The 14495-nt window shown below is 62.3% G+C and carries 11 protein-coding genes; 3 read left to right on the forward strand and 8 right to left on the reverse strand.

The window, feature by feature from the left end; genetic code table 11:
• Positions 1-9: 9 nt before the first annotated feature.
• The 3 genes from JAO82_RS12020 (at position 10) to JAO82_RS12030 (ending at position 4440) form a co-directional block, all read left to right on the forward strand.
• Positions 10-1989, forward strand: coding sequence for a type I secretion system permease/ATPase (locus JAO82_RS12020; RefSeq protein WP_198686631.1), 1980 nt, complete (start codon positions 10-12; stop codon positions 1987-1989).
• Positions 1982-3319, forward strand: a complete 1338-nt coding sequence (locus JAO82_RS12025) for an HlyD family type I secretion periplasmic adaptor subunit (protein WP_198686632.1) — start codon at positions 1982-1984, stop codon at positions 3317-3319. Before JAO82_RS12020 ends, JAO82_RS12025 begins: the two co-directional genes overlap by 8 nt.
• Positions 3320-3465: 146 nt before the next feature.
• The gene (locus JAO82_RS12030) at positions 3466-4440 is read left to right on the forward strand and encodes an NAD(P)H-quinone oxidoreductase (protein ID WP_198686633.1); all 975 of its coding nucleotides are present in this window, start codon (positions 3466-3468) and stop codon (positions 4438-4440) included.
• Between the two features lie 25 nt (positions 4441-4465).
• On the opposite strand, the gene JAO82_RS12035 is transcribed toward JAO82_RS12030, so the two are convergent.
• From JAO82_RS12035 to frc, 8 genes are all read right to left on the reverse strand, one after another.
• On the reverse strand, positions 4466-6238 hold the full coding sequence (locus JAO82_RS12035; protein WP_198686634.1) for a DEAD/DEAH box helicase family protein: 1773 nt from the start codon (positions 6236-6238) through the stop codon (positions 4466-4468).
• A 94-nt stretch (positions 6239-6332) separates the two neighbouring features.
• A complete protein-coding gene (locus tag JAO82_RS12040) occupies positions 6333-7853 on the reverse strand; it encodes a tripartite tricarboxylate transporter permease (RefSeq protein WP_198686635.1) in 1521 nt (506 codons plus the stop codon).
• A 43-nt stretch (positions 7854-7896) separates the two neighbouring features.
• Complete coding sequence (locus JAO82_RS12045) at positions 7897-8400, reverse strand: tripartite tricarboxylate transporter TctB family protein (protein WP_198686636.1); 504 nt, start codon at positions 8398-8400, stop codon at positions 7897-7899.
• A gap of 42 nt (positions 8401-8442) precedes the next feature.
• Entirely contained in the window at positions 8443-9405 is a 963-nt protein-coding gene (locus JAO82_RS12050; RefSeq protein WP_198686637.1) for a Bug family tripartite tricarboxylate transporter substrate binding protein, read from the reverse strand.
• A 198-nt stretch (positions 9406-9603) separates the two neighbouring features.
• Complete coding sequence (locus JAO82_RS12055) at positions 9604-10458, reverse strand: universal stress protein (RefSeq protein ID WP_198686638.1); 855 nt, start codon at positions 10456-10458, stop codon at positions 9604-9606.
• 13 nt (positions 10459-10471) lie between these two features.
• A complete protein-coding gene (locus tag JAO82_RS12060; RefSeq protein ID WP_198686639.1) occupies positions 10472-12148 on the reverse strand; it encodes a formate--tetrahydrofolate ligase in 1677 nt (558 codons plus the stop codon).
• A 9-nt stretch (positions 12149-12157) separates the two neighbouring features.
• Complete coding sequence (locus JAO82_RS12065) at positions 12158-13075, reverse strand: methionyl-tRNA formyltransferase (protein ID WP_232897373.1); 918 nt, start codon at positions 13073-13075, stop codon at positions 12158-12160.
• A gap of 15 nt (positions 13076-13090) precedes the next feature.
• Positions 13091-14365 (reverse strand): formyl-CoA transferase, encoded by a 1275-nt coding sequence (frc, locus tag JAO82_RS12070; protein WP_198686640.1) that lies wholly within the window; start codon positions 14363-14365, stop codon positions 13091-13093.
• Positions 14366-14495 lie beyond the last annotated feature (130 nt).

The raw sequence follows: 14495 nt of genomic DNA on the forward strand, positions 1-14495 counted from the left end.
AGCGACCGAATGACCTTGAACGACGCCACGACGCCCAATCGCGCCGAAAACGCCGCCGCCCAGACCCGCCCCGCCGCCGAAAAGGAAAAGCCCCTGAACCTGCGCCCCGACCAGCGCGTGGCCCCGGCCGCGCCGGTCGCCAAGGGGCTGGGCGGGGCGCAGATCGAAGGCAGCACCGGGCCGCTGATGAAACCGGCCCCGGAGGGGGGCGGCAAGGGCGGCGGCGGCGGTGGCGCAGGCAAGTTCCACAAACGCGCCACCCCCGATCAGTTCGCCGCGCAATTGCACACGGGCAAGCGCGCGGTGCGGCGCAATCTGGGCTTTGTCATGATCCTGACCTGCGCCACCAACATGCTGGTGCTGGCGATCCCGATCTACCTGTTCCAGATTTCCGACCGGGTGCTGACCAGTCGCTCGATCGACACGCTGATCATGCTGACCGTGGTGATTGCCGGGGCGGTGATCCTGCAGGCGATATTCGACGCGGTGCGCCGCTTCATCCTGATGCGCACCTCGGTCGAGGTGTCGGTGCAATTGGGCGCGCCGGTGCTGAGCGCCGCCGCCCATGCCTCGCTGCATGATAACGGGCGCGAATACCAGACCCTGGGCGATCTGCAGATGTTGCGCAGCTTTCTGGTGTCGGGCACGCTGATCTCGTTTCTGGACGTGCCCTTTGCGCCGCTTTTCATCGTGGTGATTTTTCTGGTGCACCCACATCTGGGCCTGATCGTGGTCGCCACGGCGCTGCTGTTGATGGTGATCGCGCTGATCAACCAGAAATCCACGGCGCGGCCCTTTTCCGATGCCAATGCGGCGCAGGGCCGGGCCAACATGCATCTCGATTCCATGGCCCGCAACAGCCAGATCATCAACGCCCTGGCGATGGTGCCCGAAGCGGTGGCGCTGTGGGGGCGCGATACCGCCAATTCGATGCGCGCCCAGGTGATCGCGCAGGACCGCAATATTGTCTGGGCCGCAGTGTCGCGCGGGGTGCGGCTGATGACGCAGATCGCGATGCTGGGCTGGGGCGCGTTTCTGGCGATCCAGGGCGAGATCACCGGCGGCATGGTGATCGCCGCCTCGATCATCGCGGGCCGGGCGCTGGCCCCGATTGAGGGCGCGATCGAGGGCTGGAATGGTTTCATCATGTCCCGCGCGGCCTATGGAAGGGTGACGCGGCTGATGCTGAATTCGGCGCAGCGCTTTGAAAAGCTGCTGCTGCCCCGCCCCGAAGGCCGCCTGAATGTCGAACGTCTGCTCTATGTGCCCGCCGGCACCAAACAGGTGATCCTGAACGGGCTGACCTTCAGCCTGAACCCCGGTGACTCGCTGGCGATTATCGGCAATTCGGGAGCCGGTAAGACCACCTTGGGCAAGATGCTGGTGGGGTCGATCCTGCCAACCTCGGGCAATGTGCGGCTTGACCTGATGGACCTGCGCAACTGGGACGACCGGCAACTGGGCGAAAGCATCGGCTATCTGCCCCAGGACGTGCAGCTGTTTCCCGGCACGATCAAGGCCAATATCGCCCGGATGCGGATGGCGGCCAGCGACGAGGACGTCCACCGCGCCGCGGTGCTGGCGGATGTGCACAAGATGATCGCGATGCTGCCGCACGGCTATGAAACGGTGGTGGCCGCCGATGGGGCGCCGCTTTCGGGCGGCCAGAAACAGCGCATCGGGCTGGCCCGCGCCTTTTTCGGCAATCCGCGTTTTCTGGTGCTGGACGAGCCGAACTCGAATCTCGATACCAATGGCGACCGCGCCCTGGCCAATGCCATCCGCCATGCCGGCGAGAACGGTATCACCGTGGCGGTGATCACCCAGAAACCCTCGCTGTTGAGCGTGGTCGACAAGATCATGCTGCTGGCCGACGGCAATATCGCGATGTTCGGCCACCGCCAGCAGGTGCTCAAGCAACTGGCCGAACGCAACAAGGCGGGCAACCTGCGCGCACCCCATCCCAACGGAGGTCTGGCCAATGCCTGAGATCGCCCATATCGACGCCCGCGAATGGTATGCGGATGTGCCCCGCTCGGTCGGCAAATTCGTGACCTTCGGGCTGCTTTTGCTGGGCTTCACCTTTGGCGGTTTCGGGCTGTGGGCCTTTCGCGCGCCGCTGGCCGCTGCGGTGATCTCGCAGGGCAGTTTTGTCGCCACCGGCAGCAACAAGATCGTGCAGCATCTCGAGGGCGGCATCATCAAGGAGATCCTGGTCTCTGAGGGCGAACAGGTGCGGGCCGGACAGCCGATCATGCTGCTGGATGAAACCTCGGCACTGGCCAATCGGCGCGAATTGTTCCTGCGCCGGGTGCGGCTGGAAGCGATGGAGGCCCGGATCCTGAGCGAATTTCAGCAACAGAGCGACCTGGTCTTTCCCGACCATCTGGAAGCCTTGCGGGCCGATTTCGACGTGGCCTCGATGCTGGATGCGCAAACCGTCCTCTTCAATGCCGCGACCCAACAGTTGCGCAATGACATCACCTTGCTGAGCCAGAGCATCGAGGCGCTGAAGGTGCGCGCGGTGGGCTATGAGCAGCAACTCCAGGCAGAGCGCATGCAATTGGCGATCCTGCGCGAGGATTTCGCCAGCAAGAGCACCCTGTTCGAGCGCGGCCTGGTGCGCAAATTCGAGGTCAACACGATCCGGCGCGCCCTTGCCGAAAGCGACGGCCAGAGCGGGCGGCTGCAAGCGGAAATCGATGAAATCGACGAGGTGACCAAACGCTATGAATCCCAGATCGCGCAGACGATCAGCGAACGTCAGAGCAAACAGCTGCACGAATTGCAGGCGGTCCAGTCGGAACTGGAAAGCGTGCGCGAACAATCCCGCAAGGCCGAGAATGTGCTGCAACGCTCGGCGGTGCTGGCCCCGGTCGCCGGCACAGTGGTGCGCCAATATTACCACACCGCTGGCGGGGTCGTGGAAAGCGGCAAGGCGATTGCCGAAATCCTGCCCACTGGCGCGCCGCTGATCATCGAGGTGCAGATCCCGCGCACCGAAATCGACGTGGTGCGCAAGGGCCAGGGGGCCACCGTGCGCCTGACCGCCCTGAACCAGCGCACCACCCCGATTCTTGAGGGCGAGGTTTACTATGTCTCGGCCGATGCGATCCTGGACCGTTCGCAAGAGGTCCCGCGCGAGATCTATGTGGCGCGGGTCTCGGTGGAGCCCACGGAACTGGACCGGGTGCGCGGCTTTTCCCCGACCCCGGGGATGCCGGTGGAAATCATGATTCAGACCGAGGCGCGGACCTTCATGCAATATCTGATGAAACCGGTCACCGACAGCATGACCCGGGCGTTTCGCGAACAGTAAGGCGCGGCGCCACCCGGTGCCGCCTGTCGCGCGGGTTTCCATTTGTCATCCCGGCAGGGAAAACATAGGTTTCGGCGCAGACCGGGCCGGGTTGCGGCCCATTGCCATGCCATTGCAGGAGGTGCTCCCCCGTGTTGCCCGAAACCATGAAAACCATCGAGATGCGCGAACCCGGCAAGGCCGATGTTCTGGAACTGGGCGACCGCGCGCTGCCCACGCCCCGCGCCGGCGAGGTTCTGGTGCGCGTCACCGCGGCCGGCGTCAACGGCCCCGACCTGGTGCAGCGGCGCGGCCATTACCCGCCGCCCAAAGGGGCTTCGGATCTGCTCGGTCTGGAAGTCTCGGGCGAGGTGGTGGCCCTGGGCGACGGCGTCAGCGACTGGGCCATTGGCGACCGGCTCTGCGCGCTGACCAATGGCGGGGGCTATGCGGAATATGTCGCGATCGATGCGACCCATTGCCTGCCGATCCCCGAAGGCGTGTCCGAGCTTGACGCGGCCGGGCTGTGCGAGACCTATTTCACCGTCTGGAGCAATCTGTTCTTCGAGCAGAACATCACGCCGGGGCAATTGCTGCTGGTCCATGGCGGTGCTGGCGGGATCGGCTCGACCGCGATCCAGCTGGGCCGCGCGCTTGGCCTGCGGGTCTTCACCACCTGCGCCGATGCCGGCGATTGCGCCTATGCCGAAGGTCTGGGCGCCGAGCGGGCGATCAACTTCAACGAAGAGGATTTCGTCGACCTGGTGCGCGAAGCCGGCGGCGCCAACTTGATCCTTGATATCATTGGCGGCGATTACGTGGCGCGCAACATCAAGGCGGCCAGCCCCGATGCACGGATCGTGCAACTGGCGTTCAATGCCGGGTCCAAGGTCGAGATCAACCTGATGCCGATCATGCTGAAACGGCTGGTCTATACCGGCGCGACCTTGCGCTCGCGCCCCGAGGTGTTCAAATCCGCCGTCGCCGCCGATCTGCGCGCCAAGGTCTGGCCGCTGTTTGCGGCCGGCAAACTGGCGGCGCAGACCCATGCCACCTTCCCGTTCGACCGTGCAACCGCGGCCCATGAGACGATGGAAACGGCCACCCACCGGGGCAAGATCCTGCTGACCCCGGCGGGCTGACCCCGCAGCCAGGGGCCGGGGCCGGTCAGGTGTCCGGCTCGGCCCAGCGGCCCACGGTAAAGCGCCGCTCTGCGTCCACGTCCACGGCAATGGCGGCGGCGGGATCGTCGCTGATCGCCGGGGCGGTGCTGTTGCGGTCGGCCAGACGCTTGCATTCGCCGCTCAGCCCGAGCTGCGCAAAGACCCCGCCCTGATCGAAGACACAGGTGTTGTCCCGGGTCTGGGCCAGCACTTGAGCGGTATCGGGATCGGCAAAGGTGACATTTGCCACCTGCAGCATACAGGTCTTGACGAAATCCTCCTCCGATCCGGTTTCCGGCCGCAGCACATCTTCGGGGCGCTGTGCGTCGATATTGATGCACCGGTAGCGGTCCATGGAGCGCAGGCAGTCGGGATCGAGAATGGTCAGGCTGTCATTCCAGCCAAAGGCGGCGGTTTTCGGCCCCGCGCCCAGCGGCACATCATTGTCCAGAAACTCGAAATGTACTTTCTGGTTGGTCTTTTTCACCCAGTTGAAGAACAGTTGTGGCATGCCGACATTCGCCTCGATGTTAAAATGCAGCATGTCGTCCAGCGCCTTGAACCGGCCGGTCTTGAGCCCGCGCTCCCAGGCCCGTTCGACCGTTGCTTCGGGCGGGGTGATCATAAAGAACAGATAGGCGGTATCGGCAAACCGGCTGAGCAATGTGCCGCCGGGTTTCTGATAGGGCGCCGGCATGAAGCTGTCGAAGCGGAACCGGTCGACCAGCACATGGGGCATTTCCGATTTCGCGGCTTTCTGCTCCATATAGCGGTCGATCTTCTTGTCGATGATTTCCAGTTCCTGCGCGGTCAGCGCGGCGGCATATTTGTAATCCGCGCCCAGGCTGTCGTAATCGAGCAGGAACTTGCGGCAGTAATCCGGGCTGATCTTGGCGAAATCCTCCCAGGCGACGCCCAGGCGGGTGGCCAGTTCGCGCTGCAAGGGGCGCAGGGTGCTCTTGCCCGCGCCGGGGCCGCCCTTGACGCTCATGAACAGCGGCGCCGATTGGAACGGCAGCACGCGATAGCCCTCGCGGCGCGCGGCCTCGGCGATCATCGGCTGGATCAACTGGCCGATGCGATGCCCGCCATAGGTGTTGCAGACCCAATTCGCCGCCCATTTCAGCACCAGGGCGCGATCCGCGAACAGCCGCCCGCGCTGCCCGACAATGCCGCCGACAATCGCCAGCAACCCGCGCAGACAGCCGGTCTCGAAGGCGTCGCTGCCGCGGTTGACCTCGTCCTGCCATTGCAACAGCGCCTTGACCTCGGGGGCTTCGGGCAGTTTGTCCTTGGCGTCCGGTTTCGGCTTGCGCAGGCCGAGCCGCTCCAGCAGCCCGGCGGTGCCAGTGCCCGCTCCGCTGTCGCGGCTGTAGATATCCTGATCGAGCCGCACCGCCAGGCGGTTTTCGATCCGCTTGCGCAATCGGTCGAATTCCTGTTCCAGCATCGGCATCTGCGGCTGCACATAGCCATCCAGAATGGTTTTCGCGATGCCGCGCAGATGTTCGCCCAGTTCCGGATATTCCGGCCCGTCGGGAACATTGATATCGGCCATCAGGCGGATGAACAGCTCGTGCCGCACCAGCCGCGCCGCGGTAAAGGCGTTCATTTCGGCGGGTTTGCGGCCGCAGAAATCCGCGGCCTCCTTCGCCTCGGCATAGGAGACGGTCGAATTTTCCGGCCGATACAGCGTCACCAGCGGCAATAGCCGCGCCGGGATGTCAGAGCTGAAGCCGGGGTTCCAGGCATTGAATTCTTCGGTTTTGCCAGACATTGGCGTTCCCCTCTCGGCATGGGCCTGACGGTGGTTTTTCGATAGAGACCCCCGCGCCGCAACCGGCGCGGGGGTCATCTGTGCGGAACCGGCGTCAGACCTCTCTTTTCGTCTTGCCGCTGAACTTGTCGCGAATGAACTTGAGCAGCGGCAGCAGGATCAGGATGATCGCGATGATGGTGATCGGGCCGGCGATCGGCCGGGTGAAGAAGATCGTCGCATCCCCCGAAGACAGAAGCAAGGACTGGCGCAGGGTCGGCTCGGCGATCGGGCCCAGAACAATGGCCAGAACCGCCGGTGCCAGCGGATAGTCCAGCTTGCGCAGGAAGAACGCACCAAACCCGAAGGCCAGCATCAGCCAGACATCATGCATGTCCTGTGTGGCGGCATAGCCACCCACCACCGACAGCACGAAGATCAGCGGTGCCAGCACCGTGAAGGGCATGCGCAACATCCAGATGAACAGCGGGATGAAGGCCAGGTTGACCAGCACTGCGAAGAAGTTCGAGACATAGAACGACCCGATCAGGCCCCAGACGAAGTCCGGTTGTTCAATGAACAGGCGCGGCCCCGGGGTCAGCCCCCAGATCACCATGCCCCCGAGCAGGATCGCCGTAGTCGGCGAGCCGGGAATGCCCAGGGTCAGCATCGGCAGCATCGCACCCGTAGAGGCCGAGTTATTGGCCGCCTCGGGGGCCGCGACACCGCCGGGATGGCCCTTGCCGAATTCCCCGGGCTTGCGGGCCACCATCTTGGCCACACCATAGGACATCAGCGAGCCGGGCGTCGCCCCGGCAGCCGGCAGGATCCCGACAAAGAAGCCCAGGAAGGAGCCAATCGCGGTGCCTTTCCAGCCCCGTTTCATGCCCTCCTTGGAGTCATTGACGATGCCTTTGACCGACATCTTGGCCTCGGTGGTGGTGATCTCGCCCCGGGTGCTCTCGATGGTCCAGATCATTTCGCCGATCCCATAGACCCCGATCGCCAGCACCAGAAAGTTGATGCCGTGCAGGAATCCCGGAATGTCAAAGAAGACCAGCCGCGGCGCGCCCGAGATCTCGTCAAACCCGACCGCCGCGAAGACCAGGCCGAGACAGATCGACAGGATGGTTTTGGGGATGTCATCGCCGCCCAGCCCGACGAAGGTGGCGAAGGCCAGCAGCATCAGCGCAAAGATTTCCGGCGGCCCGAAGGCCAGCGCCACCTTGGCCAGCATCGGCGCGAAAATGGTGAACAGCACATTCGAGACGGTGCCGCCGATGAACGAGGCCAGCGCTGCGGTGACCAGCGCCAGACTGGCCCGCCCCTTCATCGCCAGCGGCCGTCCGTCAAAGGTGGTGGCGACCGCCGTCGAGGCGCCCGGAATGCCCAGCGTGATCGAACTGATCGCACCGCCATACATGGCGCCGTAATAGATCGCCGCCAGAAAGATGATCGCCGACCCCGGCGGCACCAGAAAGGTGATCGGCAGCAGGATCGCCACCCCGTTCACCGATCCCAGCCCCGGCATGGCGCCGATGAACAGGCCCAGCGTCACCCCGATCACGATCAACAGGATGTTGATCGGCATCAGCGACACCAAGACCCCGTCGGTCAGTAGCCCAAGAATTTCCATCGTGTGTTTTCCTCCCTGTCCGTGCGTCGTTGTTCGGGCCGGTTCAGTAGATGATGGTGTTCAGATAATTGTAGAACGGTTCGGTGAACTGCATGCCCTTGGGCAGGGTGATCCGCATCACCGCCTCGAAGAACAGGAAGAACGTGACTGGAAGCGAAATCGACAGGATTCCCGTCAGGGTCCAGCTGTGCCGCCCCAGAAAGCGCAGGTAATAGACCAGAAAGACCAGCATGGCGCCATACATCGAGATGATGTTGACCAGCGCGATAAAGCCCAAAAGCCCGCCGCCCACCAGGACCAGGGTCCGCCTGCCATAGCCATCCAGCAGCACCTCTTTCGAGCGCGATGGCGGCGAGGTCCGCCGGAACCAGTTGATCGCGATCATCACGGTGCAAATCAGCATGATCCCGGACAGCCAAAACGGCCAGGCCCCGCCGCCGGGGCCTTCGCCGGTGATATAGCCAACATTCAGTTCCGTACTTTTCCACATCAGGTAGATGGACAGGAGGGCCATAACCCCCGCGGTTATGATTTCTGCAAGGCGCATATGGCCCTCCCTGAATTTATGTTGTTTCCCGGATCCGTCGGATCACTCGCCCATCGCGGCGAGCAGTTCCTTGTGGCGTTCGACCTGGGTGGCCCAGTAGTCTTTCTGCTCTTCCGGGCTCAACCACAGCGGCGAGATACTTTCCGTATCCATATAATTCTGCCACTCCTCGGTCTCGTAGATGGTCTCGAACAGATCCTGATAATAGGCGGCGGCCTCGTCCGACTGGCCCGGCGCACCGACCACGGCGCGCTGGTTGTAATAGCTGAAATCCGCGCCCTTTTCCTTGAGCGTGGGCACGTCCGGGAACGCCTCCATGCGCTCGTCCGAGAAGGACAGCAGTGGCACCACATCGCCATTGGCGTAAAAGCCTTTGGTTTCGGAGGGGTTGTTCACCGTGGCCATGACCTGCTTGCCGGCCAGATCCTTGGCGACATCGCCCCCGCCCTTATAGGGGATATATTTGATATCAAGATCAAAGGCCTGTTCCAGATAGGTGATCACCAGGCTGTCTTCTTGCCCCTTGCCGGTGCCGCCCATGACATAGCCGCCCTTCTTCACCTCTTCGAGCCATTCCTCGAAAGTGGTGATGCCGCTGTCCTTGTGGACCCAGAGGATGAACGGATCGACGCCCATCATCGCCACCGGCGAGAAAGTCATGACGTCGATACCGAGATTCTCCTGCCGCAGCGGCGTGGTGAAGAAGGAGTTCAGCGTCACCAGGATGGTGTGGTCGGGATCGCGGCTGGTGTTCAGGGCAATCAACGCCTCGGCGCCAGAGCCGCCGCCCTTGTTATTGGGCACCAGCGGGCGGTTCATCAGGTCCTTCTTCTCGGCCACCGATTGCAGGAAGCGCGCAATCTGGTCAGCGCCGCCACCGGCACCGGCCATGATCACGAAATCAACCGGCTTGGTCGGTTCCCACGCGGCGGCAGGCCCCGCCAGCGCCCCAGCCAATGCGGTGGCACCCGCCAGTTTGACGAAAAGACGTTTGGTGATTTTCATGCTATCCTCCCTGGATATTTGCATCTTGCGCAAAGGTGTTGCGCGCACGCGCTCGCCGTTGGCTCGGCCAGTCTTTTTTATGTCGTCTCTCGGGGCGCCGATCAATCGGGCACCGCCATCGTATCTTTTCACGTCTTGTTGTTGAAACAACAAGTCTTTTTGCGCCCTATTTTGGGTTTTTTCATAAAATCTGCAGCTTCAATGCACGAAAATCACGGGCATTTTCCCATGATCGATAATGTGTTGGGTATTGCCGCCGAAAACCAGCTCCTTTTCCTGGCTCTCGCCATAGGCGCCCATAATCAGCAGGTCGGCCCCCACCTCCTTGCTGGCCGACAGCAGAATTCGGCCAACATTGCCCTGGCCCTTGAAGCGGTGGATCGTGGCCGGGATGCCATGGGCGGCGAGATAGTCCACCAGATCATCGGCGGTCGCCGCCTCGGGCTCGCCGCCGGAAGACAGGATTGTCACCTGTTCCGCGGTGCGCAGGATCGGCAAGGTCATGGCAACGGCCTTGGTGGCCTCCAGCGAACCGTCCCAGCCAATCGTCACATTTCGGCCCAGATTTTCCGGCGGCGCCACGTCATTTGGCACCATCAGGACCGGCCGAATGGTCCGGTACATCGCGGATTTCATCACATTCCAGCCAAGATTGCGGTCCACATCCGGCTGTGGCACCGCGATCAGATCGGCGAGCCGGCCATGGCGGCGCACCACATCGGCCATCCGGCCGGTGGCCTCGGTCCAGGACACTGTCACGCCCTTGCCGGAGCCCGCCGTCCCGTTCAGTGAAAGCCCCAGTTTTTCAGCCAGGGCTTTCAGTTCTTTTTTCATTTCCTCTTCTTCGACATTGGCCAGTTCTTCGGCCTGCTGCATGATCTGTTTGTGAAACATCCTGGGGATAGGCACGCCAAAGGGCAGCATATCCTCCGGCCTCGCTCGACAATGGGTGATTGCGAGATGGCTGTCGGTTCGGTGAGCCAACGCCGCGGCGTGGGCGATGACATTGTCACCTTTCCCATCGCCCCGGACCGGTACCAGGATTTTGATCATTACAGTGTATCCTTTAGAAGAGACCCTCGATTTGGCCGTTGTCATTGAGGTGAATGGATTCGGATGCTGGCACCCGCGGCAGACCTGGCATGGTCATGATTTCGCCGCAAATTACCACAATAAATCCGGCACCCGCGCTCAGTCGTACTTCCCGAACTGGCAGGCTGTGCCCGGTTGGGGCGCCCCGCCGGCTTGGATCGGTGGTAAAGCTGTACTGGGTCTTGGCCATACAGATTGGCAGATTGCCATAGCCCTGATCTTCCCAATCCTTGAGCTGATTGCGGATCTTCTGATCGGCCAGCACCTCGTCGGCGCGATAGATGCGCTTGGCGATGGTGTCGATCTTGTCCATCAAGCTCATCTCGTCGGGATAGATCGGCGAGAACGCTGCCATGCCGCTATCGGCGACTTCGGCGACGCGACGGGCCAGCTCTTCGGCGCCTTCGCCGCCCAGCTCCCAATGGCGCGACAGCACTGCTTCGGAGCCTTGGTTGTGGACATAGTCCTTGACCGCCTGCACTTCGGCCTCGGTATCGGTGACGAAATGGTTGATCGCCACGACCACCGGCACCCCAAAGGATTTCAGGTTCTCGATGTGACGGCCCAGATTGGCGCAGCCCTTGGTGACCGCCGCGACGTTCTCGTCGCCGAGATCGCCCTTGGCGACGCCGCCATTCATCTTCATCGCCCGCACCGTCGCCACCAGAACCACGCAATCGGGCGCGATCCCGGCCTTGCGGCACTTGATGTTCATGAACTTCTCGGCACCCAGATCGGCCCCGAACCCGGCTTCGGTGACCACATAATCGGCCAGTTTCAGCGCCGTCTTGGTGGCCACGACCGAGTTACAGCCATGGGCGATATTGGCGAACGGTCCGCCATGGACAAAGGCCGGGTTGTTTTCCAGCGACTGGACCAGGTTGGGCTGCATCGCATCTTTAAGCAGCACGGTCATGGCGCCATCGGCCTTGATGTCGCGGGCATAGACCGGGGTGCGGTCGCGGCGATAGGCCACGATCATGTCGCCCAGACGTTTCTGCAGGTCATCCAGATCATTGGCCAGACAGAGGATCGCCATGACTTCGGAGGCCACGGTGATGTCGAACCCGGATTCGCGCGGGAAGCCGTTGGACACCCCGCCCAGGCTGGTGGTGATCTGGCGCAGGGCGCGGTCGTTCATGTCGATGACCCGCCGCCACACCACCCGGCGCATGTCGATCTTCTCTTCGTTGCCCCAGTAGATGTGGTTGTCGATCATCGCGCTCAGCAGGTTGTGGGCGCTGGTGATCGCATGGAAGTCACCGGTGAAATGCAGGTTCATATCGTCCATCGGAACGACCTGCGCATAGCCACCCCCGGCGGCCCCGCCCTTCATCCCGAAATTCGGCCCCAGCGAGGCCTCGCGGATGCAGACCATCGCCTTTTTGCCAATGCGGTTCAGCCCGTCGCCCAACCCCACCGTGGTGGTGGTCTTGCCTTCGCCCGCAGGCGTCGGGTTGATCGCGGTCACCAGGATCAGCTTGCCGTCCTTGTTGCTTTGCGATCTGGCGATGAAATCCGCGGAGACCTTGGCCTTATCATGTCCATAGGGAACCAGATCGGCGTCCGATATGTCAAGCTTGGCGCCAACCTCCTGAATCGGGAGCTTGGTCGCTTCGCGGGCGATTTCGATGTCGGTCTTATAAGCCATGTTTTACCTTTATTCGCCGAGAGTGTCGCCGGCCTTGAGACCGGAGCTTTGTACCCATTCAGGGGCGGGAATCTTGCCGCCACCGGCGGGTCTGACGCGTTTGATCAGGATGCGACCGCCAATGCACTGGACCGTCACCCCTTCGTCCGAAACCTCCATCACCCGCGCGGATATTCCGTCGCCTTCGACGCGTGCGCAATCGAAAACTTGCAGTTCCTCACCGTTCACCGTGGTCCAGGCACCGGGGGCCGGATTGGTGCCGCGGATCAGATCGTAGACCTGTTTGACCGGCTTGTTCCAATCAATCTTGGCGTGTTTCTTGGTGCAGCGCCGCTCGTAGGTGGCGGCGGCTTCGTCCTGTGCGATGCGCGGCGGGTTGCCCGAACGATACAGGTCGCAGACCTCCAGCACCGACTCGATCGCCGCCGGGTAGATCTTCTTGAAATAGAGGTCGATCACCGTGTCGTCGGGGGCGATATCGCATTCCCAACTCAGCAGCACATCGCCCTCGTCCAGCCCGTCGGTGGGGTAGAACCAGGAAAAGCCCGATTTGCTGTCGCCCATGATGATCGGCCAGTTGACCGCCGAAGGGCCGCGATATTTCGGCAATAGCGAGGGGTGGAAACAGATCGAGCCGTGGTTCGGCGTGTCCCGGGCCACTTCGGGCACGAAAACGTTGACAAAGGCCATGACCATCAGGTCGGCATCAAAGCCGGCCAGTTCGTCGATCGTCGCCTGGTCCTTGAAATGGGCGGGCTGCTTGACCGGCAGCCCCTGTTCCAGCGCGAATTCCTTGATTGGGTCCACCGGTTTGCCGTCGCGGTCAGGCTCGCAATAGACCGCGACCACCTCGTCCTTGCCGGCTTCGAGAATCTTGGCCAGGGCGTCCTTGCCGAACGCCTGCTGGCCCATGACTATGATACGCAAGATATTGGTCCCTTATTATTCCGCTGCCTGGCGCTTGACTTCGCCAACCGCACCCGAGTCGATCACCCGTTCGAGATCGGCGCCATTGTAGCCCAGCACCGAGGACAGGATTTCTTGGGTGTGCTCGCCCAGAAGCGGCGAACGGCTGACCTCGACCGGGCTGTCCGACAATTTGATCGGGCTGCCGACGCTGACATATTCGCCGCGCTCGGGGTGATCGACCTTGACCAGCGTCCCAGTCTTGTAAAGCCCTTCGTCCTCCATGATTTCCTTCATCGACAGGATCGGGCCGACCGGGATGTTCAGCGGGTTACAGATCTCCATGACCTCGAACTTGCTCCGCTCCATGGTCCAGAGTTCGATCCGCTCGAAGATTTGGTTCAGCTTGTCGTTGCGCGCGTCGGGGGTGGCGTAACCCTCATCGGTTTTCCACTCGGGCTCACCGATGACATCGCAGACCTTGTCCCAGATCGCGGCCTGGATGATGAAATAGGTATAGGCGTTGGGATCGGTTTCCCAGCCCTTGCATTTCAGGATGCGTCCGGGCTGACCCCCACCGGAATCATTGCCCGCCCGCGGCACCGAATCGCCGAATTCGATGCCCTCGCCGAACTGGCTGTATTCCTTGAGCGGGCCGGCTTCCAGACGTTGCTGGTCGCGCAGTTTGACCCGGCAGAGGTTCAGCACCCCGTCCTGCATCGCCGCCGAGACCTTCTGTCCCCGGCCGGTCTTTTCGCGCTGGAACAGCGCCGTGACGATGCCCAGGCACAGGTGCAGACCGGTGCCGGAATCGCCGGTCTGGGCACCGCTGACCATTGGCAGACCGTCGCGGAACCCGGTGGTCGAGGCCGAGCCGCCAACACATTGCGCGACGTTCTCGTACACCTTGCAATCTTCATAGCGGCCGGGGCCGAACCCCTTGATCGAGGCCAGGATGATGCGCGGGTTGATCTCTTGGATCCGCTCCCAGGAAAAGCCCATGCGATCCAGCGCGCCGGGGGCAAAGTTCTCCACCAGCACGTCGCATTCCTCGATCAGCCGGGTCAGGACTTCCTTGCCGGTCTCGTTCTTCGAGTTCAGTTCGATCGAGCGCTTGTTGTGGTTCAGCATGGTGAAATACAGGCTGTCGGCGCCCGGCTTGTCCACCAGCTGTTGACGGGTCGCGTCACCGACGCCGGGACGCTCCACCTTGATCACGTCGGCACCGAACCAGCCCAGCAACTGGGTACAGGTCGGTCCGGACTGAACGTGGGTGAAATCAAGCACCTTGATCCCTTCAAGAGCCTTCATGTCACATACTCCTTGGTTATTGGATGTATTCCGTAAAGTGTTTCGCCCTTACTCGGGCACAGTTTGCTGCGGGTTCTTCATTTCCGCGCAACCTGTGGCCCCTAGTATATCATGTAAAGGCGAAACACGT

The sequence above is a fragment of the Pontibaca salina genome, from assembly GCF_016307205.1.
In the GTDB taxonomy this organism is placed as follows: Bacteria; Pseudomonadota; Alphaproteobacteria; order Rhodobacterales; family Rhodobacteraceae; genus Pontibaca; species Pontibaca salina.

Coding starts and splice junctions, on each gene's coding strand:
- frc (WP_198686640.1), bottom strand. CDS start 14,365: ATGAAGGCTCTTGAAGGGATCAAGGTGCTTGATTTCACCCACGTTCAG.
- JAO82_RS12030 (WP_198686633.1), top strand. CDS start 3,466: ATGAAAACCATCGAGATGCGCGAACCCGGCAAGGCCGATGTTCTGGAA.
- JAO82_RS12035 (WP_198686634.1), bottom strand. CDS start 6,238: ATGTCTGGCAAAACCGAAGAATTCAATGCCTGGAACCCCGGCTTCAGC.
- JAO82_RS12020 (WP_198686631.1), top strand. CDS start 10: ATGACCTTGAACGACGCCACGACGCCCAATCGCGCCGAAAACGCCGCC.
- JAO82_RS12040 (WP_198686635.1), bottom strand. CDS start 7,853: ATGGAAATTCTTGGGCTACTGACCGACGGGGTCTTGGTGTCGCTGATG.
- JAO82_RS12060 (WP_198686639.1), bottom strand. CDS start 12,148: ATGGCTTATAAGACCGACATCGAAATCGCCCGCGAAGCGACCAAGCTC.
- JAO82_RS12025 (WP_198686632.1), top strand. CDS start 1,982: ATGCCTGAGATCGCCCATATCGACGCCCGCGAATGGTATGCGGATGTG.
- JAO82_RS12050 (WP_198686637.1), bottom strand. CDS start 9,405: ATGAAAATCACCAAACGTCTTTTCGTCAAACTGGCGGGTGCCACCGCA.
- JAO82_RS12055 (WP_198686638.1), bottom strand. CDS start 10,458: ATGATCAAAATCCTGGTACCGGTCCGGGGCGATGGGAAAGGTGACAAT.
- JAO82_RS12045 (WP_198686636.1), bottom strand. CDS start 8,400: ATGCGCCTTGCAGAAATCATAACCGCGGGGGTTATGGCCCTCCTGTCC.